At 40.0% G+C, this 25,921-nt stretch carries 20 protein-coding genes; 12 read left to right on the plus strand and 8 right to left on the minus strand.

The annotated features are described in order from the left end of the window. Positions 1-462: 462 nt before the first annotated feature. The 4 genes from M3183_RS10075 to M3183_RS10090 all read right to left on the minus strand — a co-directional run bounded on the left by M3183_RS10075 (position 463) and on the right by M3183_RS10090 (position 4,485). Positions 463-1,563 carry an ABC transporter ATP-binding protein gene (locus M3183_RS10075; RefSeq protein WP_251469143.1) on the minus strand — a complete coding sequence of 367 codons (1,101 nt, stop codon included), beginning with the start codon at positions 1,561-1,563 and terminating at the stop codon, positions 463-465. Between the two features lie 104 nt (positions 1,564-1,667). Next, positions 1,668-2,573, minus strand: a complete 906-nt coding sequence (locus M3183_RS10080; protein ID WP_251469145.1) for a PucR family transcriptional regulator — start codon at positions 2,571-2,573, stop codon at positions 1,668-1,670. 244 nt (positions 2,574-2,817) lie between these two features. Further along, complete coding sequence (locus tag M3183_RS10085) at positions 2,818-3,345, minus strand: NUDIX domain-containing protein (protein WP_251469146.1); 528 nt, start codon at positions 3,343-3,345, stop codon at positions 2,818-2,820. A gap of 222 nt (positions 3,346-3,567) precedes the next feature. Beyond that, a complete protein-coding gene (locus M3183_RS10090; protein WP_251469147.1) occupies positions 3,568-4,485 on the minus strand; it encodes a LysR family transcriptional regulator in 918 nt (305 codons plus the stop codon). 165 nt (positions 4,486-4,650) lie between these two features. Here M3183_RS10090 and M3183_RS10095 point away from each other — a divergent pair, with 165 nt between their 5' ends. From M3183_RS10095 to M3183_RS10110, 4 genes are read left to right on the plus strand one after another with little or no spacing between them, the layout of a single operon-like run. After that, positions 4,651-5,853 (plus strand): 2-methylaconitate cis-trans isomerase PrpF family protein, encoded by a 1,203-nt coding sequence (locus M3183_RS10095; RefSeq protein ID WP_251469149.1) that lies wholly within the window; start codon positions 4,651-4,653, stop codon positions 5,851-5,853. Beyond that, a complete protein-coding gene (locus M3183_RS10100; protein WP_251469150.1) occupies positions 5,850-6,848 on the plus strand; it encodes a Bug family tripartite tricarboxylate transporter substrate binding protein in 999 nt (332 codons plus the stop codon). The genes M3183_RS10095 and M3183_RS10100 overlap by 4 nt, the downstream gene beginning before the upstream one ends. Before the next feature lie 41 nt (positions 6,849-6,889). Continuing rightward, positions 6,890-7,363, plus strand: a complete 474-nt coding sequence (locus tag M3183_RS10105; RefSeq protein WP_251469151.1) for a tripartite tricarboxylate transporter TctB family protein — start codon at positions 6,890-6,892, stop codon at positions 7,361-7,363. Positions 7,364-7,376: 13 nt separating this feature from the next. After that, positions 7,377-8,888, plus strand: a complete 1,512-nt coding sequence (locus tag M3183_RS10110) for a tripartite tricarboxylate transporter permease (RefSeq protein WP_251469153.1) — start codon at positions 7,377-7,379, stop codon at positions 8,886-8,888. A 325-nt stretch (positions 8,889-9,213) separates the two neighbouring features. On the opposite strand, the gene M3183_RS10115 is transcribed toward M3183_RS10110, so the two are convergent. Beyond that, positions 9,214-10,077 (minus strand): sulfite exporter TauE/SafE family protein, encoded by an 864-nt coding sequence (locus M3183_RS10115; protein ID WP_251469155.1) that lies wholly within the window; start codon positions 10,075-10,077, stop codon positions 9,214-9,216. Positions 10,078-10,320: 243 nt separating this feature from the next. Between M3183_RS10115 and M3183_RS10120 the strand changes: the two genes are divergently transcribed. Continuing rightward, positions 10,321-10,590, plus strand: coding sequence for a hypothetical protein (locus tag M3183_RS10120; RefSeq protein WP_251469156.1), 270 nt, complete (start codon positions 10,321-10,323; stop codon positions 10,588-10,590). Positions 10,591-10,627: 37 nt separating this feature from the next. Here M3183_RS10120 and M3183_RS10125 read toward each other — a convergent pair whose 3' ends face one another. The 3 genes from M3183_RS10125 to hutG all read right to left on the minus strand — a co-directional run bounded on the left by M3183_RS10125 (position 10,628) and on the right by hutG (position 15,156). Further along, entirely contained in the window at positions 10,628-10,813 is a 186-nt protein-coding gene (locus M3183_RS10125; RefSeq protein ID WP_251469158.1) for a hypothetical protein, read from the minus strand. A gap of 2,148 nt (positions 10,814-12,961) precedes the next feature. Further along, entirely contained in the window at positions 12,962-14,176 is a 1,215-nt protein-coding gene (gene gltS / locus M3183_RS10130; RefSeq protein ID WP_251469160.1) for a sodium/glutamate symporter, read from the minus strand. After that, a complete protein-coding gene (gene hutG, locus M3183_RS10135) occupies positions 14,173-15,156 on the minus strand; it encodes a formimidoylglutamase (protein WP_251469161.1) in 984 nt (327 codons plus the stop codon). The genes gltS and hutG overlap by 4 nt, the downstream gene beginning before the upstream one ends. 329 nt (positions 15,157-15,485) lie before the next feature. Between hutG and M3183_RS10140 the strand changes: the two genes are divergently transcribed. From M3183_RS10140 to M3183_RS10170, 7 genes are all read left to right on the plus strand, one after another. After that, complete coding sequence (locus tag M3183_RS10140; protein ID WP_251469162.1) at positions 15,486-16,379, plus strand: LysR family transcriptional regulator; 894 nt, start codon at positions 15,486-15,488, stop codon at positions 16,377-16,379. A gap of 192 nt (positions 16,380-16,571) precedes the next feature. After that, entirely contained in the window at positions 16,572-17,933 is a 1,362-nt protein-coding gene (locus tag M3183_RS10145) for a sigma-54 interaction domain-containing protein (RefSeq protein ID WP_251469164.1), read from the plus strand. A gap of 72 nt (positions 17,934-18,005) precedes the next feature. Further along, positions 18,006-19,469: a sodium:solute symporter family protein gene (locus M3183_RS10150; RefSeq protein WP_251469166.1), complete on the plus strand. Its 1,464-nt coding sequence runs from the start codon at positions 18,006-18,008 to the stop codon at positions 19,467-19,469. A gap of 43 nt (positions 19,470-19,512) precedes the next feature. Continuing rightward, positions 19,513-20,754 carry a Zn-dependent hydrolase gene (locus M3183_RS10155; protein ID WP_251469321.1) on the plus strand — a complete coding sequence of 414 codons (1,242 nt, stop codon included), beginning with the start codon at positions 19,513-19,515 and terminating at the stop codon, positions 20,752-20,754. A 41-nt stretch (positions 20,755-20,795) separates the two neighbouring features. After that, positions 20,796-22,466: an amidohydrolase gene (locus M3183_RS10160; RefSeq protein ID WP_251469167.1), complete on the plus strand. Its 1,671-nt coding sequence runs from the start codon at positions 20,796-20,798 to the stop codon at positions 22,464-22,466. Between the two features lie 644 nt (positions 22,467-23,110). Then, the gene (locus M3183_RS10165) at positions 23,111-24,145 is read left to right on the plus strand and encodes a TAXI family TRAP transporter solute-binding subunit (RefSeq protein WP_251469169.1); all 1,035 of its coding nucleotides are present in this window, start codon (positions 23,111-23,113) and stop codon (positions 24,143-24,145) included. An 81-nt stretch (positions 24,146-24,226) separates the two neighbouring features. Further along, positions 24,227-25,915, plus strand: a complete 1,689-nt coding sequence (locus tag M3183_RS10170; RefSeq protein WP_251469171.1) for a thiamine pyrophosphate-dependent enzyme — start codon at positions 24,227-24,229, stop codon at positions 25,913-25,915. The last annotated feature ends 6 nt before the right edge of the window (positions 25,916-25,921 follow it).

Consider the following 25,921-nt stretch of genomic DNA (forward strand, 5'->3'; position numbering starts at 1 on the left):
GAAATTCCTCCGTCTATTTCAGCTAATTAACATCCAATTTCCTAAATAAGGGGAATTTCTACCTCTATTTTTTGAACGAATCTTAAAAAGGGAGCAAAAAGCAACAATCTTTTAGAAAAGAGCCTTTATTTAAGGGAATGGTCCTGTGTGTCGTTTCAGTTTCCAAGTGGCCTTGTTAAAGACAGTTCACCCATCCATCGAGCCGTTTCTGTCTTCAAGCCTGCTTATTAAAGACAGTTTCCCCATCCATCGTGCCGGTAATGTCTCCAAGGCGCCTTATTAAATGAAAAAAATGATGTGGCTATTTATTTAAACAATTTACGGAAGGGTAACTAATTTTCACCTAAATGAATGAACAAGCAATGCCAAACAAAAAAGGTACAACCCGCAAATACCCATCTGGACTGTACCATTTTTTTAGAGTGTAAAATTTTAGATTTTGAAGATTGCCCAACTGCTTTCTTATGGGCGGATTCTGGCCTCTGTATCGGCATCAAAAAAGTGAGCCTTATTTAAATCAAAAGCAAGTTCTAATTCATCACCAGGATTCACAACTGAGCGAGAATCGAGGCGGGCAATAAAGTTTTGATTGTTAATGCTTGAATAAACCATTAATTCTGCTCCGGTCAATTCGGCTACATCAATTGTTGCGGTTATAGCAGGCCCGCCTGACGCTTCAATAAAGACAGGCTCATCATGAATGTCTTCAGGACGGATACCAAGAATAACTGATTTTCCAACATACCCTTGTTCACGGAGGAATTTCATTTTTCCTTCAGGTACAGGGATGGAAGTATTTCCAATCACAAACCTGCCGTCATCCAACTTGCCGTTAAAGAAGTTCATGGCAGGTGAACCGATAAAGCCGCCGACAAAAACATTTTCAGGATTTGCATACACCTCTTTTGGTGAGCCAACCTGCTGAATAATTCCGTCTTTCATTACCACCAGCCTGCTCGCCATTGTCATAGCTTCGGTTTGGTCATGGGTTACATAAATAGTTGTTGTATCTAAACGGCGGTGAAGCTTGGTAATTTCAGCGCGCATTTGCACACGAAGCTTGGCATCAAGATTGGACAATGGCTCGTCCATTAAAAACACCTTCGCATCCCGCACAATAGCCCGGCCTAATGCAACACGCTGGCGCTGGCCTCCTGATAATGCTTTTGGTTTCCGTTTTAAATATTCTTCCAGTCCAAGAATTTTTGCGGCCTCTTTTACTCGCCGGTCAATCTCGTCTTTTGGGATTTTACGGAGCTTTAAGCCAAATGCCATATTATCATAAACAGACATATGGGGATAAAGTGCATAGTTTTGGAATACCATCGCAATATCACGGTCTTTGGGAGCAACATCATTGACACGCTTGCCATCAATTAAAAAATCGCCTTTTGAAATTTCCTCCAGGCCTGCAATCATCCGTAATGTCGTAGATTTACCACATCCAGACGGACCAACAAAAACAATAAATTCTTTATCGTCAATATGTAGATTAAAGTCTGAAACAGCTGTCACTCTATTATCATAAATTTTATAAATATGGTCTAATACTAATTCAGCCATTTTTATACCTCCTGTTAACCTGATAGTTTCAGTTTAACAATTGGTCATAAAATTCTGAATAGGCAGAATGCACAAAGTGTGAAAGCACTTCTTTGGGCACTTTGTCATTTTGATTGATATTCATAAACCAAGCAGGCTAGGAAAACAGTAAAAGCACCATAAAAATCTTTTAAGCTTAATCCTATTTTTTCAGTAAATTTATCAATTCTATATTGCAATGTATTACGATGTATAAATAACTTTTTAGCTGCTACACTTGAATTTAAATTATTCTCTAAAAAAATTTTTACCGTAGAAAATAAATCAGGATCCTCCCGGAACATCTCTAAAATATCTTCATTTATCTTATGTTTTAATTTATCAGGTAAATGATAGGCTGTATAGAAAGGGAAAATACGTTCATAAGTAAAAATATTAATATCACTTACATGTTCAAGCGCAAAAGCAAAGAATTCTTTTTCTTGTTTAAACAATATAGGCAGCTGTTCAGAATATGGATAAAATTTTCCAACATAAAAAGATACCTTGACATAAAAATCCCCCTCCAATGTGGCAGACATGGAAATCAACTCTTCTTCGGTAAGAAAAGTATGGGATCTTTCTTCAATGACAACTCCTTCATTAGGGCTCATCCATGTGATAGGGACTTTATCACTGAAAAAACCGGTTAATGCAGCCTCTATTTCACTTCGATTCATTTCGTTCTGATGAATATGAAACAAAATAAAACGTAACTCTGATTTGCCTTTTTGGACCGGAATCGGGCCGCCCGAATACAAAAATTCATACCATTGCCTTGATGGAGAAGTATTGAAAGCTGGTTCATTTTCGACATACGTGAAAAGAGACTTTAACAATTTAAACTCTTGGTCACTTACAGTTGATTTCATCAAACCAATCCATTCGTTTTCTTCCTCGTTGCAGAAAAGGTAATATTGTTCTGGAAAATCATCAGGTTTCTCTGTAAATGTAACAGACCCTTTATAATGGCTAAGTAATTTTTTTAACATTTATTTTTCCCTGCCGTGTCTTTTTCCTCTAATTATAACAAACAAAAAAACTATTTCGGCAAAGAAAGATACAAATCCTAGTCGGTTTAGCAGAGGTTCTTCTGCAGAGAAGGTCGCGCATTTCTTTGTGTAATCATGGCATATGTGGATTGATCTTAAAGTTTCCGTTTAGAAAGAAGCTGGGGTGGAGGGTATTAAGAACGTACAGGCTGATAAACCTGTACGTTGTGCTTTAAGTCGAAACTCAGTCTGTCATAAATTTATACCGCAAAACTGCTGCAAGTCCTGCACCATGTTTGAATTCCCCTACTTTAATCAGGGTCTTCAGTTCATCCATTGAAATCGTATGTAATTCAATGAGTTCGCTTGATTCTAATTTTTGCTCAGTGGGAACTAATCCTGCTGCCGCAAATAAGAAAATTTCTTCGGAGGTTGAGCCTGGCGATGGGTAGAAACTGCCTAAATTCAGCCAATGTTCCGCTGTATAGCCTGTTTCTTCTTCCAGCTCTCTTTTCGCCGCATCCAGAGGGGATTGGTCGGATTCATCAATCGCACCTGCAGGCAGCTCCCATTCCCAGCTGTTCAAGGCATGGCGGTATTGCTTCATACAAATAACATCTGCATTCTCTGTTACCGGCAGAATGCAAACCCCTTTTGCAAAATCTAAAAAGGAAAAAGTTTTTTCCTCACCGTTTGGAAGGATCACTTGATCAACGGTTATCCCAAAACGATCTATTTTTTCTTTATGAGAAGAACGAATCGTCCAATTCATGAAATTCACCTCTATATGTTTGTCTATGTTTTATTGTAATAGATTAGGGATATGGAAGAAAGCATCAGAGCCCGATAAGCTTGACAAAAAGCAGCTTCATAAACCGCCGCCTGCGGGAATTTACTTTGATCCATTCAATTTTTATCAAAGAATCCAAATAAAAGAACGTATTTTCAGATAAAAATAGGTGCCCCCACATAATTTTTGAGGGGGCATTTCACTCTATTTAGTACTAGAAACTGGAGAAGCGCTTTCAATTTTCTCTAGCAATTTACTGTTACGGAAGTCCCATCCTTTTAAGAAATCGCAGAATGCCTTTATTAAGACATTGTTTACATATTCCTTACGATAGATTAAGGAGGTTTGTCTTTTTACATGTTTACCGTCTTTTGTGAAACAGGGAGTCTTAAATAGTTTTTTATCATCTTCTAATAGAATATTTGGCAGAATGGCGTACCCTAGTCCATTTAGGACCATTTCTTTGCATGTTTCCATATTGTCGACCCGCATAGTAATATTAGGGGGCTCGACATAACTTTCTGTCCACCAATCATCAATCATTTTTTTTAAAGAAGTGTCAGTATTATAATAAATCCTTGGCATGAGATGCAGTTCTTTTACATTAATGGGTTCTTTACAAACAATTAGTAAGTCCTCTTCCATTAACAGCAGCTTTTCATGGGAAACCTTATAATTGCCGCGCAGGATGCCTACATGTGCCTGTTCCTTAAAAATAGAATCAATGACATCTGCACTCCAGCCAGTATTCACCTCAAACTCTACCGACGGATACCTTTCACTAAATTTTGCGAGAATGGGCGGCAGTTTATAGCGTGAGAAAATACTAGATGCACTAATCCTCAGCACCCCTTGAATATTGTTTTCGAAATTGATCACATCTTCTTTCGCTCTCTTCAATTCCTTTTTCATTCTTTTGGCATAGTTGACCAAGTATTCTCCTTGCGGGGTAAAAACAACTCCACGCCGGCCGCGATAAACAATTTTTATACCAAACTCTTCTTCTAAACGCTGGAGCCGATAGGTAATAGCTGGCTGAGAGCTTCGCATCATTTCGCTGGCCTTGGTAATATTTTTGGATTCAAATAAGATAGTTAACATTTCCCAGTCTATCTGATCCATACAAATTCCTCCTTGAAATTTTTAGACATTATATTAATAATATTAGGTATAAATAGATTTTATCAAAAATTATAAAAAATCGATATTTTATTTATTTCTCAATTTTCAATATACTTCTTATATACCATGGTATCAATAAGTTTTTTATAAGAGGTGTATTACCTGGTGAACATTTATGGACAATTATACAAATTACCAAGTGTGTTAATGAGAGGAGGAACAAGCCGAGGGTTAATTTTTAAGGATGTGGATTTGCCAACTGACCCAGAGATAAGAGATGCAGTCATAACAAAAATTTATGGCAGTTCGAAAAATGGCCAAATTGATGGCATTGGCGGCGGAACATCCTTAACAAGTAAAATGGCAATCGTTGGAATGACAGATACCTTAGGCTGTGATATCTACTATACCTTTGGACAGGTGAGCACTAATAGCCAGAAGATTGATTATCATGTTACTTGCGGGAATATGGCTTCAGCAGTTGGACTATATGCTGTCGAAGAGGGATTGGTAAGAAGAACAGAAGGAATCACAACTGTAAGAATCTATAACACGAATACAAAACGGGTTATGGAAGTCGAAGTACCGGTTCAAAATGGACAAGTTGTTTACGAAGGCGACTTTTCTATCTCAGGTGTATCAGGAACAGGTTCTTGCATCATGGTTAACTTTATTGATTTTGGCGGCGCTATCACTGGCGAACTGCTGCCAACTGGAAATATCATTGACACAATTGAATTAGATCATGGTCAGGAAATAGAAGTAACTATCTTAGATGCAGGGAATGTGTTGGTTTTTGTTAGAGCATCAGATTTGGGCTTAACTGGCACAGAATTGTCTGACGTCATGGATCAAGAAGATATGAAGAAAAGAATGGAAGACATTCGAGTGCGGTGCGGGAAGAAAATCAATCTTTACGAAGAGGGAGAAGTAGTTACTCCTGAAACACATGCGCTGCCAAAAATAGCGATTGTTTCAGAATCTGCAGATTATATGACTGAAAATGGAGAAAGAGTCGATAAAAACAGCATTGACATTGTAGGAAGATATATTTCGATGGGATCCTTACATCGTGCATTTGCCGTAAGCGGTGCGATTGGATTAGGAGCAGCTTGTAAAATACCAGGTTCTATACCCAATCAAGTGATGTCCCCATCTAATCAAACAGACCAAATCACAATTGGCCACCCTACAGGTACGATTCTTGTGAATGTTCATTTAGAGGCATCTAATTTTTCTTATAGATTGGTAAAAGGCGGGATTGGAAGGACAGCACGAAGAATTATGGAAGGGGATACATTTGTACCAGTTGATCTATTAGATACAAATTCTATACATATCAAAAATAAAGAGGGGGCGCAAAAATGAAAAAGAGATTTCTGCTTAGTGTCATGATTATTGGAAGTTTATTATTGGCTGCATGCAGTTCAAGCCAATCTTCAGCTGGAAATAAAGGAAACAAGGATTATCCAAAGAGACCCATTGAATTAGTGGTTCCGTTTGGGGAAGGCAGTGCAAGCGATACTTTCGCCAGAAAATATGCTGAAATTATGTCCAAGGATATGGATCAGCCCCTTCAGCCTGTGAACAAGGATGGCAGCGGCGGCCTGGTTGGGATGGTTTATGCACACGGCCAGGCGAATGATGGATATACCGTTCTAGAAGTAACCCCATCCCATGTGATTGCGGATGTTCTTGGAACAGGTAAGAATATGAAGTTTTTAGAAGAATTCGAGCCGATTGCTAGAATTCAAGAAGATATTTACGTTTTGTCGGTACCTGCTAACAGCAAAATAAAAGATTTTGATAATCTTGTGAAAATGGGGAAAGAAAAAGAAATCTCATTTGCCGGTGTCAGTCCAGGAGGGCTTGATGATTTAACCCTAAATGCACTTGCCGATGCGACAGGGATGAAAGTTAAGTTTGTTCCATATGGTTCAGGATCTGAGGTAAAAGCTGCAGTATTAGGCGGCGAAGTGGATGTGTACTTAGATAAATTGATAAACACTGTCAACTATATCAAAGATGGCAAGGTTCGACCAATGGTTGTGTTAAATGATAAACGAATTACTCAAATTGATGAATTAAAAGATACGCCAACCACGGTGGAAAAAGGGTACGATGTAACGATTGGTTCTTGGAGAGGATTTGTTGTGAAGAAAGGCACTCCTCAAGAAGTAAAAGATTATTTACTAGAACAAGTAAAAAAGGCTTATGAAACAGAGGAATATAAAAAGTTTAATGAGGATTCGTTAACCAATATTCGTGACAGCTTCTTGGAGCCAGAAGAGTTTAAGAAAGCAATGCAGGAAGACTACAAAGTATTTGATAAGGTTGCAAAACAAACTGGATTGAAGAAATAATCAAGGGCGGCTTTTAGCCGCCTGCTTTTGGAGGTATATAGATGGGTGAAGTTATATTTCATGTGTTCCTCATCATTGTGATGGGGCTGTTTTTTAAAGATTCTTTCGCAATAACATCCGGCCGTTCTGCTGATCCCATTGGGCCTGCGGGATTTCCACAAACACTTCTCATTATTATCATAGTACTTCTATTAATTTCCCTTTTTAAAGCGATTCGAAAGCTGAAGTCTGGTGAAGGAAAAGGGGAGCCATTGAACCTAAACTTTGCTTATTTTGGATTATTACTAGGAATTATCGTGTTTATCATTTTAAATGATTTGATCAGTTTTACACTTGCAACAATTGTATTTACTTTCTTCTTATTTTGGATGTTAGGGCAAAAACGATATGTTCGAATGTTCGTTCAATCCATCCTCGTGGCAGTTGTTTTTACCCTGGTTTTTGGAAAGGTTTTATCTGTTCCGCTGCCTCGCGGAATGGGAATTCTAAAAGAGTTAACATATTTCTTATATTGATAGGGGGGAGAACATGGATTTTCAATTATTACTTGACGGGTTATTGACAACTATTTCACCGGTGAACTTATTGCTGGTTTTTGCTGGAATGTTAATTGGGGTATTTTTCGGGTCCCTTCCCGGGATCAGCTCATCGATGGGGATTGTTCTAATGCTTCCATTTACGTATTATATGGGTATTCTCCCTTCAATTATTTTACTGGTCGCTCTTTATGCTGGTTCGTCCTATGGTGGGTCTATTACAGCCATCCTTTTTAATACACCAGGGACACCGGAATCTGTGGCAACCACTTTTGATGGATATCCCATGACCAAACAGGGGAAGGCAGGAAGAGCTCTTAGTCTTGCCATTAGTGCATCTGCCTTTGGAGGCGTTTTCTCCGTTTTGATTATGTTGTTTTTGGCGCCGCCATTATCAACTATAGCATTAAAAATACAGAGTGCAGAGTACTTTGCGCTAACCGTTTTGGGGCTTATTGTCATAGCATCAATTGGAACAAAGTCCCCTCTTAAAGCGATTAGCTCCGGCCTTATTGGGATAATGATTGCCTTGATCGGAATGGATCCAATGGTAGGAGTGGACAGGTTCACTTTTGGACATATCGAGCTTATGAATGGACTTGAAATGATTCCGATTATGATTGGTGCCTTTGCATTAGCGGAAGTATTAAACCAAGTAACAGAACGTCATAATCAAATTAATGTGGATAAAAAGGTTTCTTTAGAAACGGTTAAACTAATCGATATGATTAAATATAAATGGGTTTTATTGAAATCAGCCGTGATTGGTACGGTTATTGGAATTCTGCCAGGCACCGGCGGCTCCATCGCATCTATTGTCAGCTATGGGGAAGCAATACGTTCCAGTAAGAATAAAGAAAGATTTGGCCAAGGGGAAGAGGAAGGGGTTGTAGCTCCTGAAACGGCAAATAATGCTGCAGCGGGGGGCGCTATGATACCAACACTTGTTTTGGGGATTCCAGGAAGCCCAACTACTGCTATTATTCTAGCAGCACTTGCCTTGCAAGGGCTGCAGCCTGGTCCACAGTTAATGTCAGACCAGCCATTAATGCTGTATTGCATTTTCTTCTCAATGCTGATTGCCAGCGTTACTGTATTTATTGGCGGCCGTATCGGGGTTAAGGCCTTTGCGGCTATTCTAAAACTGCCATATTCGATATTAGGAACTTTAATTGTTTTATTATCCATGGTCGGTTCCTATGCAGTCGGAAACTCCATGTTTAATGTTTGGATTATGTTCCTGTTCGGGATTATTGGATATTTCATGAAAAAATATCATTTCTCACCAGCTGCGCTAATTTTAGGGCTTGTCTTAGGTCCTATGATGGAAGAAAACTTAAGAAGACAATTATTAGTAACAAACGGGGATTACTTATCCTTTATCACACGGCCTATTTCAGCTGTTATCCTGCTTTTCGCGATAGTTGCATTATTCTATCCAGTCATTGCAAAAGCGGTTAAGAATAGGAAGAATTCGAACGGAGATGTTTCTTCGAATATGTAATGAAGGTTGAAGCATGAGGAGGATTCCCATGCTTCTTTCCCATTCTTTTGAAATCAAAGTGGTATGATTGCCAATATCTTTGTTCCTTCATTTAACCGTTGTGCGAAAGATAACTTAGTTAAAGTAAAAGGGCTTGGGAAAGAAGCTGGAAGATAAAAGAGAATATTGTAGAAAAAAATAATATTTTCCCAGGAAATTTTGTTTGAATTTTCGACATGTATTTTAAATTAGCAGTGAAAAACTTCTTATGTACCGGCTCTTCAGCCGTTTAAACTAAATGTTTATTCTGGGGGAGATTTACGGAAATAATGTCGGTTCGTAGAATTTATTGAAAAAACATTCGAAATCCAATGACAACTAATAACACAGAGAGCATTTGGATAATGATTTTTCCAGGGATCTTTTGAGATAGAAAAACACCTAATTGAGAACCAATAATGACCCCAATGCCGCCCCATAATACAGTAATCCAATCAATATTGCCATAATACATTTGGGAGGCCACACCGACGGTTGTATATAGACATAATGAAAAAATGGAAGTGGCTGTTGCATAATGAGTCGGAACCTTAAAACCATAGATTAATATTGGAACAAGCAGCCATCCTCCTCCAATTCCAAGATAGCTGGATAAAATCCCCATGAATAACCCCAGTGGAATCAGCCATTTTCCTTGAAGATTGGTATTCTCTATTGCAGCAGCTTCCTGTGCCGTACCCTTTGTTATAGAGGCCGTTTCTTGATCCGCTTCCCCGATTTCAGGCACAACAGCACCGTCTACACTTCTAGCCTGCAGGCCTTTCTTTTTCATTAGTACTGCGGGTTTATTTTTTACAAATAAAAAGATCCCTAAAGCGACTAGTAAACTAGCGAAGATGAAGTAAAAGGAACTGGACGAATAAAGCTGCAGCAGCCAAACACCTAAAAGAGAACCTGGTAATGCACCGATGGCCAGCATGATTCCGGTGCGATAATGAATTTTCTTTTGTTTGGCATAACCGAAAACGCCGGAAAAAGAGTTAATCAAAACAATGACTAAGCCTGATCCAGCCGCAATGGCGGGATCCATGTGGAAAATGATGAGGAGCGCTGGTACAAATAAAAAACCTCCCCCAGCTCCGACGATGGTTCCGTAACCGGCAGCCAGTGCACCAATTAATAAAATCAATAAACCTGAAGAAATATCCATCAAAGTCCTTCCTTTCCACCCTCCATTATACTTCTAAGCTATCAAATGAAACAGGGGGCGTAAATTAAAAACTTTTTATAGGTTATAAGGAAAAGTTATAGGTAGTTGAAATGATAACAGGGCATGATTGAATGGTAAAAGAGGCTCGCTAAAGGCATGGTGGATTTTGTCTAAACTTGTAATATAATTTTCTTTGAATTTGTAAACGTTTTCATTTATAATAAAGAAAGAGGGATGGCGCGCGTGGCCATCATAGTATTGTGCGTAGGGCGGGGCCAATACTGGGGAGGCAGTACCAATCGAATTAATTTTTACTCTAATAATATGAAATATTTTTATAAAACGATTATGACCGGAAAAGAAAGGAGAAAGGACGTGGAGAATAGTAAAACCTTGTTCGAACTGTTTTTAAGGGAAGACCGTTTTGAATTATCCTCTTATCTTACTTATTTATTTAACCAAATCACGAATCACTTGCCGGACCACATGGATGAAGAAATAGCCAACCAATAAAAGGAAAGCAGCCAACTGGAAATGGCTGCTTTTTGTATTATAGATGAGCAATTTTATCCTCGATATATTCCTTCATAAGCAGATCTAATCTAATAGATAATGAAATATAATCAGAGCTTCCAGGGCCTGTTTGTTTATACAGCTCATTTATTTCTGTTTTTACATGAGCTATTTCCCTTAGAAGTTTAATATTTTCATATGGAATTAGTCTATTGGTTTTCATCATACACCTCGAAAAAAAGTTATATTGTTGATTTCGGATACAGTGATGAGGTGAGTTCCCATTTGTTGCAGTATCTAATTGGGTCAAGCAAATTCCAAAACCTTAATGATTCTAACATAGTCCAAATGGCTTTTAAATATGGAAGGGAAAAGTGAAATTATTCAAAAAAGTGGTGCATAATACTGATATATTAACCGTTTATATATATTAATCTTCGATTGCTTGATTTAAAGGGGAATACGGTACAGGGAAATCCAAAAGATAGCAAAACATTTTATACTATAATAGCTTTGCGGGGAAAAATAAAAATATTTAAAAATTACACGCAATGTGGCGGCTTTGTTATAAAGCGTATGGGAGAGGATAAAAAGGAGATCTGCGCACTAAGACCGCTTTATAATGCGCGTGAGGAAGGGAAAACATGAGAATCGCGTACTAAGAGGGCTTTATAGAGCGCGTGGAGAGGAAAAAACAAGAGAATCGCGAACTAAGAGCGTTTCATAGAGCGCGTGGAGAGGAAAAAACAAGAGAATCGCGTACTAAGAGGGCTTTATAGAGCGCGTGGGGAGGGAAAAACAAGAGAATCGCGTACTAAGAGGGCTTTATAGAGCGCGTGGAGAGGAAAAAACAAGAGAATCGCGAACTAAGAGCGTTTCATAGAGCGCGTGGAGAGGAAAAAACAAGAGAACCGCGTACTAAGAGCGTTTTATAGAGCGCGTGGGGAGGAAAAAACAAGAGAATCGCGTACTAAGAGCGTTTCATAGAGCGCGCGAAAGAGGAAAAACAGGATTTTCGCGCCCTAAGAGGGATTTATAGAGCGCGTGAGGAGGAAAAAATAAGAGAATCGCGCACTAAGAGAGCTTTATAGAGCGCGTGGGGAGGGAAAAGCAAGAGAATCGCGCACTAAGGCTGTTTTATAGAGCGCGTGGAAGAGGAAAAACAGGAATCTCGCGCACTAAGAGAGCTTTATAGAACGCGTGGAGAGGAAAAAACAAGAGAATCGCGAACTAAGAGCGTTTCATAGAGCGCGCGAAAGAGAAAAAACAGGAATCTCGCGCCCTAAGAGGGATTTATAGAGCGCGTGGAGAGGAAAAAACAAGAGAACCGCGAACTAAGAGCGTTTCATAGAGCGCGTGGAAGAGAAAAAACAGGAATCTCGCGCACTAAGGATGTTTCATAGAGCGCGTGGAGAGGAAAAAACAAGAGAACCGCGTACTAAGAGGGCTTTATAGAGCGCGTGAGGAGGAAAAAACGAGAGAATTGCGTACTAAGGCCGTTTCATAGAGCGCGCGAAAGAGAAAAAACAAGAGAATCGCGCACTAAGGCTGTTTTATAGAGCGCGTGGAAGAGGAAAAACAGGATTTTCGCGCACTAAGAGGGCTTTATAGAGCGCGTGGGGAGGAAAAAATAAGAGAATCGCGCCCTAAGAGGGCTTTATAGAGCGCGTGGAGAGGGAAAAACAAGAGAATCGCGAACTAAGAGCGTTTCATAGAGCGCGTGGGGAGGGAAAAACAAGAGAATCGCGCACTAAGGATGTTTCATAGAGCGCGTGGAAGAGAAAAAACAGGAATCTCGCGCCCTAAGAGGGCTTTATAGAGCGCGTGGAGAGGGAAAAACAAGAGAATCGCGCACTAAGGATGTTTCATAGAGCGCGTGGAAGAGAAAAAACAGGAATCTCGCGCACTAAGGATGTTTCATAGAGCGCGTGGAAGAGAAAAAACAGGAATCTCGCGCCCTAAGAGGGCTTTATAGAGTGCGTGGAGAGGAAAAAACAAGAGAATCGCGTACTAAGGATGTTTCATAGAGCGCGTGGAAGAGAAAAAACAGGAATCTCGCGCCCTAAGAGGGCTTTATAGAGCGCGTGGAGAGGGAAAAACAAGAGAATCGCGCCTAAGGATGTTTCATAGAGCGCGTGGAAGAGGAAAAACAGGAATCTCGCGCACTAAGAGAGCTTTATAGAGCGCGTGGGTAGGAAAAAACAAGAGAATCGCGCACTAAGGCCGTTTCATAGAGCATGTAAGGAAGGGGAAAACTCCGAGAACCGCTCACTATAAACTCTACACACTAAAAAAGAAGCCCCCAAAACCCCCTAAATCCAAAAAAAGCCGCCCGTAACATAACAGTTACAGACAGCTTTTTCAACCACATCTATTTCAACAAATTAATCGTCGTAATAATAATCGGCATTCCAAATACGTCAATCAAGAAGGCTCCGACAATTGGAACGATGAGGAAGGCTTTTCGTGAAGGGCCGAATTGGTCGGTAATGGCAAACATGTTGGCCATGGCATTTGGCGTGGCCCCTAATCCGTGGCCGGTAAATCCGCCAATCATGACGGCCGCGTCGTAATCTTTTCCAAACAATCGGAATAACACAAAGACAGCAAACAACACGATGAATACAACTTGCACAAAAACGATAGCCAGCATCGGTAAAGCAAGGTCGGCCACTTCCCATAATTTGATGCTCATTAACGCCATAGAAAGGAAGATTCCCAGTGTGACATCCCCAATTAAGCTGATGCTTTTCATGTCGATGGTCTCTTTTTTAAATTTATCAATGATATTCCGAATAATAACAGCAACAAACATGGCGCCAACATAGTTTGGCAGCACAAAACCAGTAGCTTTTGAGAATAACTCTCCTAAATAAGATCCCGCCGCCATACAGAAGGTAATAATCAGGATTTGGACCATAAAACTATCGAATTGAATGCCTTGATTACCGGCGGATGAATGGGTGCCGTTTTCAAGGGAAGCCGCCACTTCATGATTTTCGTCTGTTTCAGTCGGCTTGAGGTTATATTTTGTCATTAAATATTTGGCAGTCGGACCGCCGACGAGTCCTCCGGCAACCAAACCAAATGTTGCGGCAGCAAGACCGATAGATAAGGCAGAATCGACGCCGAGGCCTTCAAGAGTTCCGCCAAAGGCTGTTGCGGCCCCATGTCCGCCCTCCATTGAAACGGCTCCCATCATGACTCCTAATATAGGCTTTAAACCAAAGGCAGCAGCAAGGGAAACACCGATAATATTTTGAAAAAGTGCTAAGAATCCACATGCCAGCCAATAGAACACCAATAGTTTTCCGCCTTGTTTTACAAGCTTAAAACTAGCGCCTAATCCGACAGTTGTAAAAAAGGTAAGCATGAAAAGACTTTGCAGGGAGGTATCTAATGTGAGGTTGACTAGTCCTGCTTGTTTAAAAATGGTAACAAGAATCGCAAACAACAATCCTCCGACAACAGGAGCAGGAATACAAAACTTCTTTAAAAAGTTCAGTTTCTTAAGAATGAATCCGCCGAGAAGAAATAAGGCAATGGCAAGAAATACAGTGGTAATTTGATTGAATTCTAGATTCATGTGGTCCCCTCCATTTTATGTTTTGTATCTATTGTAAGAAGCGCATCATTTACTAAGGATGCAGCTAATGAAACCGTTTTATTTTCCTCGTCTAAGGATGGATTTACTTCCGAAATATCAAAGGAAAGAATGTTGTCATGTGAAACAATATGCCGGATGAGGGCACGGACCAATTTCGGTTCAAGCCCGAATGGTGATGGTGCACTGACACCCGGGGCAAATGCAGAACTGATTCCGTCTGTACATAAGGTTAAAATGATCGCATCATGTTCTCTAGCAAACTTTGAAATTTCCTTTTTAGGCTCATCTAAACGGTCTATTGAAAGACTGTCTTCTAAGATATATTGAACGTTAAGCTTCCTGGCCGTTTCAAAGAGAGTTTTTGTATTGCCCTGTGTTTGAATGCCAATCACCATATATCTGCTGTTTGGGTCTTGATCCAAAATCTGTTTAAACATAGTTCCTGATGATGGCTCTTGATCATAGGGCCGTAAGTCGAAATGGGCATCAATATTGACGATTCCAATTTTGGCATCCGGACCCAGGTATTTTCTTGCACCCAAGTAATGGCCGTAAAATGTTTCATGTCCGCCGCCAAGAATCAGAGGGAAAATCCCTTTTTTATGAAGAGTTGAGATGGCCGCACCCATTTCTTCCTGGGCTGCTTCCATTTGGTTCCCGTCACATTTCACATCGCCAATATCCAACACTTGAGTTCCCGGTTTGAAGTGCCAAGGTAATTTTGCCACGGCCTTCCTGATGGCTTCTGGTCCTTCTGCTGCCCCCACTCTGCCTTTATTCCGCCTGACCCCTTCATCACATTGAAAGCCAATGATGGCAAATCTGTTGGCCTGTTCATTAGAAGGACTGATATCCGAAGAATTCACTGTTTGAACTTGCTGATGATAACGAAAACTTAATGGGTCGTTGTCGGAGTCAATTCTCCCCCTCCAAAGATCGGCTGATGGTTGTATATACATATGATCGCCCCTTTTTTATGAAAATTGAAAACATAAAGTGTAAACTTAGATAATTGTCCAGCTCCAGCGCTTAGTCAGTTTTTAATTTTGAATAGGTTCCTTGGAAACTTTTTGAAAAAAGCCGGCTTTAAACAGCTCGAGGTCAAATAATCTCCTGCCATAGAAGCCAAAAACGTTGTGGCAGAAGAACGTTTGCTATACCTGAGGCTGCCCAAGGCGCTTTCGCTTCTCTTTTAACTGTAAAATAATTTTAAATGTTGCTAATATATAATTACAAATACTTTATTTTGATAAATCTATAGTTACAAACTATAAATGGAGGGGAGCTAATGGATATTCGTCAGCTTCGTTATTTTGCTGTTGTTGTTAAAGAGGGGAGTTTTTCAAGGGCGGCGGAGGTTTTGCACATTTCCCAGCCTTCATTAAGTAATGCCATCATGAAGCTGGAGAACGAGATTGGATTTCCGCTGCTGGAGAGAAATACCAGGGGATTTTCCCTTACAGATGCAGGGCATATTTTTTATAAGCGGTCGATGGACATGTTAATGAGGTTCAGTAATTTGCAAATGGAACTGAAAGATATGCAGGAGGTGGGGACAGGCCTTATATCCATTGGCCATATTGAATCCTCTAAATATTGGATGCCAAAGGTGGTGAAAAATTTTAAAAACGAATTCCCAAACATTCATTTACAATTTAAAGATATACTAGGACAGGAAAAAGTGCTGGAGGCCCTTAAACAATATTCTGTTCACCTAACCATTACAAACCAGCCCATCCATCACGAAAAAATCCTGTTAACACCTCTTTACACTGAAAATTTTATTTTATTGTTTCATAAGAATGACGAGTATTTAAGCCAAAAAAATTCTATTACATTAAAAGATCTTACAGACAAGGAACTTATCATCAGTACGACTGGATTTCAAACGAGGATAGATATCTTGCATGCATTTCAAAAAGAAAATGTGGTTCCTAATATCTTTTATGAGATAGAGAGATTGGAAACGGCCTGCAGTCTGGTAGAGGAGGGCTTAGGAGTGACAATTTTACCGGAAAGTTATATTAAACAATTATCTTCTCCCAATCTGATAACCAAAAGCATTGATTCCAGCTACCTCAAACGAACTGTTTATCTCGCCTATCTAAAGGATCGCTATCTCTCACCTGCCGTCCACCGGCTAATTGAAGGGATTAAAAACTATGGGGATTTTGTTTCCTAGAATAAGTCTAAAAGGACTCAACATAAGTCTTTTTAGACTTATTTTTTTCTATTAAAAAAGTGGAAATATCACTTTTTATAGTAATTTTACTCCTGGCACAAAACTTGCATAATTAGTTAACCAACACTCCACTGTTCCAAATGATGATATAATTTGAAGAAAGGAGAGGATCAATCAAGGTGGTGTAGTGTAATGGATGAAAAGGTAAGGCAGCTGGAACAACTGAATGCTGAATTGGAAACGATTTTTGAATATTCCTTTGAGGGAATATTGCTGACAGATGCGGATGGGACAATTATCAATGTGAATAATGTCAGTGCATCCTTTATGGGACTTCCGAAAGAGGAGGTCATTGGGCAAAATGTCCGTGACTTGGAGAAAAGAGGTATTTTCTCGCCTTCAGCAGCAGAGAGAGTGATTGAAGAGGGAAACCCTGTTGAACTTGTTCAAAAACTATTAGGGGGACGATACCTTTATGTAAGGTCGAAACCTATCTTTGATGAAAATGGCAAAATCAAACGGGTTATTTCTTTTACCAGGGATTTATCAGAAATCATGCTGTTAAAAAAGCAAATTGAAGAAATGGAAGATGAGCTCAATAAATACCGGCTGGATTTTCCACAGCAGATTCAAATGAAAGGGATTTATTCGAGAAGTGAAAAAATGAAGAAAACATTGAATCACGTACATAAGCTTGCGAGAGTTGACAGCGATGTATTGTTATTAGGCGAAACGGGAGCAGGGAAAACTGAGATTGCCAAAGTGATTCATCAGCTAAGCAGAAGGAAAGACAAACCTTTCCATATGATCAACTGTGCTGCACTGCCAGAGTCATTAATTGAAATCGAATTATTTGGCTACAAGGGCGGCATGTTTACAGGAGGGGACCCTGGAGGTAAAAAAGGTTTATTTGAAACTGCGAATGGGGGGACAATCTTTCTAGATGAAATTGGCGAACTGCCGATTCACTTACAAGCAAAGCTCTTGCATGTGATCCAGGAAAGACAGCTGCGTCCAGTAGGAGGCACCGAACAACTGAAACTAGATGTCAGGATTATCACAGCAACAAACAGAAATTTAAGAGAAATGATTCAAGCTGGTTTATTTCGAGAAGACTTATATCACCGCATTACTATTTTTCCAATTACCATCCCCGCTCTTCGAGAAAGAAAAGAGGACATTTTAGATTTAGCACATCAATTTCTACAGGGATTTAACAAACTTTATCACAAACAGGTTTCATTATCACCAAAAGTGCTGGAAAGCTTTTTATCGTATTCCTGGGAGGGAAATGTACGGGAATTGAAGAATCTGATTGAGCGGCTTGTCGTGTTATCAGATTACAATGTTGTTCAGGAAAGTGACCTGCCAGAATATATCCAGGCTTCTTCAGATGTACCAGATCACTTAACACTGAAAGAGATCATTGATAAAGTAGAGAGTTCTATTATTCTAAAGGAATATGAAAGAGAGAAATCTTCCTATAAAGTGGCTGAAAAATTAGGAATCAGTCAAACTGCAGCAGCTAGAAAAATCAAAAAGTATTTAGGGTAATTTTTTTACCAAAATAATTCAGATAATTGTAAATAATGGGAATTATAAAAATAGAACAAAGGTGGGAATGCTGTGGGTTGGTATGCAAGCTATATTGTTATTTATTTTATTTTCATGTTCGCCATGGGCATTTACTATTTTTTCAAGGTTAAAACCTATAACGAATACTTAATTGGGAGCTGGAGTGTAGGATTCTGGCCGATTGTCGGAACAATCGTGAGTACCTGGTGCGGTGCGGCGGTTTTTATTGGCTGGGTTGGAATGGGCTATACAGTGGGACTTTCAGGATTCTTTAAGTTCGCGCTGCCTGGGATCTTTTTTAGTATTTTACTTATCTTTTTATTTGCTGCTCCTTTAAGGAGACAAAAGCTTTATACATTGGCTGATTTGTTTGGTGAGAGATTCGGCGGAAAATCGGGAATCGTTCCTTCTATTTTATCGGCATTTATCTACTCTGTGCCAACACTGGCATTGCAAATTGTGGGGATGTCGACGGTTTTCAAAATGGCATTAGGAATTGAGATGGGGACGGGTATTTTTCTATCCTTTGCATTAATTTTGGCTTTTACAATTCTAGGCGGACTTCCAGCGGCCATTGTAACGGATGCCATTCAATCTTTTATTCTATTAGCAGGAATTGTGATTTTATTTATTGCAGCTGTTCTTTATGGAGATGGATTTGGAAATATTATCGCCAAAACACAAGCAGAGTTTTTATCACCAGTTGGCGCGGATGGTTTAAATGAAGTGCTGTTATTTGCCTTATCAGTCGGTCCGTTCTATCTTGTTTGGCAGTCTACCTGGCAGCGGATTTTTGCCTCGGAAAGTGAAAAGGTTGCAAAGAAGGCGGGGATTACCGGCTTTGCTATTTCCGGCGCGATTTCTATTCTGCCTTTCAGCATCGGAGTGATTGCCCGGCAATTTGCCCCTGCGGATATGAAGCCTGATTTGCTATTTTCCTATGTGACGGTTGAACTTCTTCCTCCCGTTGTGGGTGGATTAGTATTGGTTGGTCTTCTGGCAGCCTTGATGACCGGAGCAGATTCTTTTATTTTACAAGGAAGTTCCAACCTGACAAGGGATATCTATTATCGAATCATTAATCCGAAAGCAACTGAAAAACAATTAATGACTTCGGCCCGGTGGACGGTTGTGATTATTTCTGTCCTAGGACTATTGGTGGCTTATGCATTGACCGACATCGTCACCTTGTATCAATGGGCATTGCGATTATCCGCAACTGTTATGATCTTCCCATTTCTAGCGATCATGTTCTGGAAGAGAGTGACCAAAGCGGGCGTTGTCTGGAGTATGGTCCTTTCAGCAGCAGCAACCCTCGCCTGGCCGTTTATGGGAATTAGCCTCGACCATACGGTATTTGGCTTTCTTGTCTCGATTATAAGTTTAATAGTTATTAGTCTGCTGACCAAACATGATCAGAGTGAACAGGTAAGGGCCGTTTATTGGGAAGATTTAGATTCAGCTAATCTGGATATGGAACAAACGATTGATGATGAAAAAAGTATTACTCTATAAAAAATTGGAACGTGCACACAAAGGGGGGCTTTAGGTGATACAAATGGAGGGTCAGTCCCATATTCAGATAAGTCGATTAAAGACCCGCATGGAAAAAATGGCACAGATAGGGGCAACAGTAAGAGGCGGCGTGTCCAGATTAGCCCTTACCGACCAAGAAAAAGAGGCGCGTACCTTATTTATTCAATGGTTAAAGGAATCAAACTTGGAAGTTAGAGTGGATGACTTTGGAAATATTTACGGAAGGCTTGAAGGGAAAGACCCTTCCGCTTCCCCTGTTATGACGGGCTCCCATTTAGATACGGTTCCAAAAGGCGGAAAGTTTGACGGAACCTTAGGTGTATTGGCTGCTTTAGAGGCCATTGAAACAATAAAGGAAAGCGGCATTAAGCCTGTCCGGCCGGTAGAAATTGTTTCTTTTACGAATGAGGAAGGGGCCCGCTTTGCACCACAAATGCTGGGGAGCGGGGCCATTACTGGAAAATTTTCAAAAGAATATGTCTACCATAGGACTGACCAGCATGGAATCACCTTTCAATCTGAATTGGAAAGAATTGGTTACCTTGGGGAGGAGAAAAACCGTCCGGGGAAAATCGCCTCGTTTATTGAATTGCACATTGAACAAGGTCCGATACTGGAAAAAGAGAACATTTCGGTTGGGATTGTTGAGGGAATTGCCGGGTTTACCTGGCTGGAGGTAACCTTATCCGGTCAGTCTGATCACTCTGGATCAACTCCGATGACTATGAGAAAAGATTCCCTTGTTGCTGCATCTGCCATCATTCAAGAAATCTATAATTGGGCTATGGCGAAACAGGATGGTACAGTCGCAACCGTGGGGAAAGTCCGCACCGTCCCCGGAATTATCAATGCCATTCCAGGAGAAACGGCTTTCTCAATTGATATCCGCAACCCCAATCCGGTGCAATTAACGGCATGTGTAGAGGAAGTAAAAGAAATAATCATCCGTATTTCAAACGAAAATCATATTGATTACAAGATGGATAAGATCGGGTCAAACGAACCTGTTCACTTTTCACCATACCTCATTGATACTTTGGAGAAGGTCTGTAAGGAAATCCAGCAGCCATATAAAAAGATGATCAGCGGTGCAGGCCACGATTCCATGTATATAAATCAGGTGACGGATACAGTGATGATTTTTGTACCAAGCAAAGATGGAAAAAGCCATTGTGAAGAGGAGCATACGTCTTGGGATGACATTGAAAAAGGAGTAAACATCCTTTATCAGGCTCTATGTAGACTTGTAACAAGTAATGACTAGAAGTCTGGTAAAAATTGAATGAAATAAGGGGTGAATGCTAAATGGTGAAAGCAGATCTTTTAATTGTAAATGCAAATATCATGACGCTTGATAAATATAATACGGTGGCAAAATCAGCGGCGGTAAAGGACGGACATATCATAGGCATTTGGCAGGATGCCAAGCCGCCAAGGGATGATGTAGATTATTCCCTTGACCAGCATATTTTAGATTTAAAAGGAAAAACGATCATCCCAGGATTTATCGATACCCATAATCACCTGTTGATGTACTCGCTGTTCCGCAAACAGGCAAACTGTTCCACCCCGCCAAATAAATCGATAGCGGATATTCTTGATAGAATCAAAAAGCAGGCAAATGAGACCCCGGAGGGAAAGTGGGTGCTTGGCTGGGGATATGATAATACCTTATTGGAAGAAAAACGTCATCCGACAAGAAGAGAGTTGGATGCAGCAGTGCCTGACAAACCTGTGCTCATTCGTCATATCTCCGCTCATTTTGCGGTTGCCAATTCAGCAGCGTTAAGGATTGCCGGCGTCGATGAACAGACTCCAGATCCGCAGGGAGGACATTTGGGCCGAGATGAAAATGGGCGGTTAGATGGTGTATTGCATGAGCTGCCGGCTTTAGACCTAGTGCAAGCAGCCATTCCTCCCCTTACTGCGGAAGAAATTGCTGCCTGCATTGGAGAGGGTTCACAAGACTATTTGGCTCAAGGGATTACCACAAATTCAGATGCGGGAGTCGGTTTGGATTATGGGGCTGTAGAATTAGATGCTCATTTATTAGCCTTAAAAAAGGGCTTAAATCCTTTGAACATGCGTTTGATGGTGCTGCATTTCTTGTTAAATGAAAACGGCCCCTTTAAAGATTATTCTGCAGAAGAGCTTAACCATGAAATTCAGCGGCGATCCCTTAATAGGGCGCGGCTGGACAGTGCGAAACTGTTTCAAGACGGTTCGATTCAAGGACTGACAGGGGCGCTGCGAGATCCATACCATTGTGCACCGGAAATAATCGGTGAGCTGCTGCATGACCAGGATTCCTTTAATGAGGAAATTCTTAACCTTCATAATAGGGGATTCCGCGTCACCATTCACGGGAACGGGGATCGTGCTATTGGCTCCATCATTGAGGCCTACGCCCATGCATTGGAAGCCAGTCCGCGCTCAAATCACCGCCACCGGATTGAACATGTGCAAACAGCAACGAATGAAGATTTGGATCGAATGAGCGAGCTCGGAATTGCTGCCTCCTTCTTTATTAACCATGTGTATTATTGGGGAGACCGGCACCGCCGATTATTCTTAGGGCCTGAAAGAGCGGAACGAATCAATCCATTACGGGATGCTCAGAAAAGAAATATCCTGTTTACGCTTCATTCTGATTGCCCAATTACACCAATCTCTCCTTTGTTCTCTGTATGGGCAGCTGTCAATCGAGTAACAAGAGAAGGTATGGTCTTAGGAGAAGATCAAAGAATTAATGTGATCGATGCCTTAAAGACGATGACTATTGATGGGGCACGCTTAAACTTTGAAGAAAATGAAAGAGGTACCATTGAGATAGGCAAAAAAGCAGACTTTGCCATTCTCGAAAGTGACCCAACAGCAGTTGATCCAATGGAAATTAAAGATATACCTGTTTTAGCAACACTCATTAATGGCGAAATAAAATACATGGCACCGAATCAATCACTGATCTCGGTATAAAAGAAAAAGGTCAGTCCTGTTGTTTTTGGCAGCGGGATTGGCCTTTTCTATTTCTTAAATTAGCACTATTAAAAACAAAACCATTTAAGGAAAAAGAGAAACAATCTTAAAAGGCACTTTTAAAGACTAACTATGAAATGGAATTATAAGTGATTATCAGGAAAGAACCACGTAAAGAAAGGGTAAAACTTCTTTAAAAGGTGTTCTTAAAAACCATTAATATAAAGGTGATACCTGTCTTTAATAAGCATGTCTTAGGCAAAGATTACATTTATTTGAAAATTATTAAAAATTAAAATAACAAAAATAAAAAAATAAGAATTTAAAACTGTTACCATGCTTTTTCCCCTATTCTTTTAAGTAAGGATTTGGTTAATTAGTACAAATTATTTTCCTAATGAAGAAGACCTCAATCAACCCCATTTATCTTTCAATCTTCAAATTAAGCATTTTGAGGTTCGTGTTTTCCGAAACTATTAAGTAAAGAAGATAGCTGGCTATTTCGCATACTCAGGAGCAAAGGCTATTTCTTATATTTACTAAAGCGCTTACAAGTGAGAGAGGAGAGATGTCAATACATATCCATTCTTGTGAAGCTTTAACTAAAATAAATCTGTATCTATTAGAAAAGGGGTTGAATTTTTATGAAAAAGGCAAAAAGTATGGTCCTTATTTTTCTTATGCTGCTGCTGATAGCAGCTGGCTGTTCGAAAGGCCCGTCTGGCAGTAGTAAGGCATCTTCGAATTCTAATTCAAATGCGCTTAGAATGGCTACATTAAGTCAAGGCGGTGCGTGGTATGTTTACGGTGCAACGATTTCTGAACTTCTAAATAAAAAAGTGAAGGATATTGAGAGAGTGGACGTCCTTCCATACGCCGGCGGTTTAGGAAATGTACAGATTCTTGATAAGGGTGAAGCTGAACTGGCATTAACCTTTTCTTTGAATAATCGCTGGGCCGTTGACGGCACTTTTGGATATAAAAAGAAATATAGCAATTTAAGAGTTTTAGCCGGTGGTTTTGATGAGTATTATGTCGGTATTATCATGACAAATAAGTTTATGGATAAATACGGAATTACCTCTATTGCTGATATTAAAGAGAAAAAAGTCCCTGTAAAACTGCTTACTCTAAATAAAGGAAGCCAAGGTGAATACGCTGCTATTCAAGTATTAGAAGCATATGGCTTGGATTATGATAGGATCAAGTCTTTTGGAGGGTCTGTTGAGCATACAACATTTGATGTAGTGAAATCTTCTATCCAGGATGGGAAGGCAGATATGTTTATTCAAGTTATGACAAAAGGGCATCCGACATTTACAGAAATTGCTTTGCAGACACCTGTAACTTTTATCCCGGTAGAGGATGAATACTTGGATAAATTAAAGAAATTTGGGTATTCAAAGGCTATTCTGCCTCCAAAAGTCTTTCATGGACAGGACAAAGAGGTCCAAGCACTCGGTTTGACTACTACTCTTGTAACAACCACAGACCTATCCGACAAAATGGCATACGAAATTACGAAAGCCATAGCTGAAAACAAAGAGACATTGGTAAAAGGCCATCAAAGCCTTAGTGTATATGATCCAGAAAAAGGAATAACAGCCGATGCTACTGGAGGTATTCCGCTTCATCCAGGTGCTGAAAAATATTATAAAGAAAAAGGCTGGATTAAGTAAATATTACTCATTCAATAGGCTCTATTTGGTTAAACCAAGAGAGCCTAATTATTTCACAAAAGGGAGAGGAGTACTTTAAAAATGGAAAATAGCCTTACTGGCGGCCAAGCAATTGTTGAAATTTTAAAAAAGGAAGAAATTAAACATGTATTTACTGTCCCAGGGGAGAGTTTTATTCCAATTTTAGACGGCTTATATGATGAAAAAGATATTACATTAATATCTAATCGGCATGAGGGTGGTGCTTCCTTTATGGCAGAAGCATATGCCAAAGCTTCAGGTCAGGTTGCAGTAGTAATGGCAACACGGGGTGTAGGGGCTGCGAATCTATCAATTGGTATTCATACGGCTAAGGAAAACTCAACACCAATGGTTGTCCTATTGGGCCAGGTCAAAAGTTCCTTTCGTGGCAGGGAAGGGTTTCAAGAGGTAGATTTAGACCTTTTCTTGAAAGACTTATGTAAATGGACTGTAGAAATAAATGAGGTCAATAGAATACCAGAATTGGTCCAAAGAGCTTTTAGAGTGGCAAAATGCGGACGTCCTGGACCAGTTGCAGTATCTTTGCCGGAGGATATTTTAAAGCAAAGCGCAAAATTAAAAATTAAAAATAAGTCCATTTGTCCGAAACCGAGGCCGTCAAAAAATGAGGTTAAGGAATTCTTTGGTCTTTTAAGGAAAGCGGAAAGACCTGTCATTATAGCTGGAGCAGGAATAAACCTTTCGAGTGCTGAAAAAAACTTGCTGCTTTTTGCTGAAAAATATCAAATTCCAGTAATGGCGGCGTTTAGAAGACATGATGTATTTCCAAATAATCATGTTTTGTATGCAGGACATTTAGGCATGGGAACTTTTGATGGCATAAAAGAAACGGTTAAAAAAGCTGATACGATTATTGCCATTGGTACCAGGTTTTCTGAAACAACGACACAAGGGTATTCCATCATTTCCGATGATCAAACAATGATTCATATTGATATTGAATATTCAATGTTAGGAAAAGTTTACGAACCAAGTCTGGGAATTGTTGCAGATGCCGATGAGGCTTTACTTGCACTAATTAACGAGGAAAACACCAATATTTTACAGAATAAATGGGAATCTTGGGCAATCGAACGCAGGAAAATATTTGAGGATGTTACGTATGTTGAGAATCACAAACATGAACAAAGTGTTGATAATAAGCAAATCATATCCATCTTACAGCAGTATCTTCCTGCAAATGCAATCCTGGTAAATGATGCAGGGAATTTTGCTGGATGGGTTCAAACCTTCTTTAAATTTAATTCGCCTAAATCCTATATTGGGGCAGCATCTGGTGCAATGGGGTATGCAATGCCTGCAGCAGTGGGGGCGAAATTGGCACAGCCCGAGAGAACAGTTGTATCACTTTCAGGTGATGGCGGGATCATGATGACGATTCAAGAATTAGAAACAGCAGTCCGATATAAGGTTCCCATTATTTCACTCATTTTCAATAATAATATGCATGGTTCCATACGGATGTTTCAAGAAATCGCTTACCCTTATCGTGAAATAGGAACATCTTTGGGAAATCCAGACTTTGTTGAATTAGGAAGCTCTTTTGGGGTTTATAGTCAGAGGGTATCATCAGATACAGAATTTGAGCAGGCTTTCATTAATGCATTAGAATCCAACAAAACTTCCTTAATCGAAATTACATGCAATCCTGATCAAATCTCCATCCACTCCACTATTACAGGTATCAGGAAAAAGGCAGTGAATAAGGAAAAAGTCGAGTTGAGTTAAACATGC

Origin of the sequence: Neobacillus mesonae, from assembly GCF_023715155.1 — a bacterium.
Lineage (GTDB): Bacteria > Bacillota > Bacilli > Bacillales > Cytobacillaceae > Neobacillus > Neobacillus mesonae_A.

Coding starts and splice junctions, on each gene's coding strand:
- M3183_RS10075 (WP_251469143.1), bottom strand. CDS start 1,563: ATGGCTGAATTAGTATTAGACCATATTTATAAAATTTATGATAATAGA.
- M3183_RS10080 (WP_251469145.1), bottom strand. CDS start 2,573: ATGTTAAAAAAATTACTTAGCCATTATAAAGGGTCTGTTACATTTACA.
- M3183_RS10085 (WP_251469146.1), bottom strand. CDS start 3,345: ATGAATTGGACGATTCGTTCTTCTCATAAAGAAAAAATAGATCGTTTT.
- M3183_RS10090 (WP_251469147.1), bottom strand. CDS start 4,485: ATGGATCAGATAGACTGGGAAATGTTAACTATCTTATTTGAATCCAAA.
- M3183_RS10100 (WP_251469150.1), top strand. CDS start 5,850: ATGAAAAAGAGATTTCTGCTTAGTGTCATGATTATTGGAAGTTTATTA.
- M3183_RS10105 (WP_251469151.1), top strand. CDS start 6,890: ATGGGTGAAGTTATATTTCATGTGTTCCTCATCATTGTGATGGGGCTG.
- M3183_RS10110 (WP_251469153.1), top strand. CDS start 7,377: ATGGATTTTCAATTATTACTTGACGGGTTATTGACAACTATTTCACCG.
- M3183_RS10115 (WP_251469155.1), bottom strand. CDS start 10,077: ATGGATATTTCTTCAGGTTTATTGATTTTATTAATTGGTGCACTGGCT.
- M3183_RS10125 (WP_251469158.1), bottom strand. CDS start 10,813: ATGAAAACCAATAGACTAATTCCATATGAAAATATTAAACTTCTAAGG.
- gltS (WP_251469160.1), bottom strand. CDS start 14,176: ATGAATCTAGAATTCAATCAAATTACCACTGTATTTCTTGCCATTGCC.
- hutG (WP_251469161.1), bottom strand. CDS start 15,156: ATGTATATACAACCATCAGCCGATCTTTGGAGGGGGAGAATTGACTCC.
- M3183_RS10140 (WP_251469162.1), top strand. CDS start 15,486: ATGGATATTCGTCAGCTTCGTTATTTTGCTGTTGTTGTTAAAGAGGGG.
- M3183_RS10145 (WP_251469164.1), top strand. CDS start 16,572: ATGGATGAAAAGGTAAGGCAGCTGGAACAACTGAATGCTGAATTGGAA.
- M3183_RS10155 (WP_251469321.1), top strand. CDS start 19,513: ATGGAGGGTCAGTCCCATATTCAGATAAGTCGATTAAAGACCCGCATG.
- M3183_RS10160 (WP_251469167.1), top strand. CDS start 20,796: ATGGTGAAAGCAGATCTTTTAATTGTAAATGCAAATATCATGACGCTT.
- M3183_RS10165 (WP_251469169.1), top strand. CDS start 23,111: ATGAAAAAGGCAAAAAGTATGGTCCTTATTTTTCTTATGCTGCTGCTG.
- M3183_RS10170 (WP_251469171.1), top strand. CDS start 24,227: ATGGAAAATAGCCTTACTGGCGGCCAAGCAATTGTTGAAATTTTAAAA.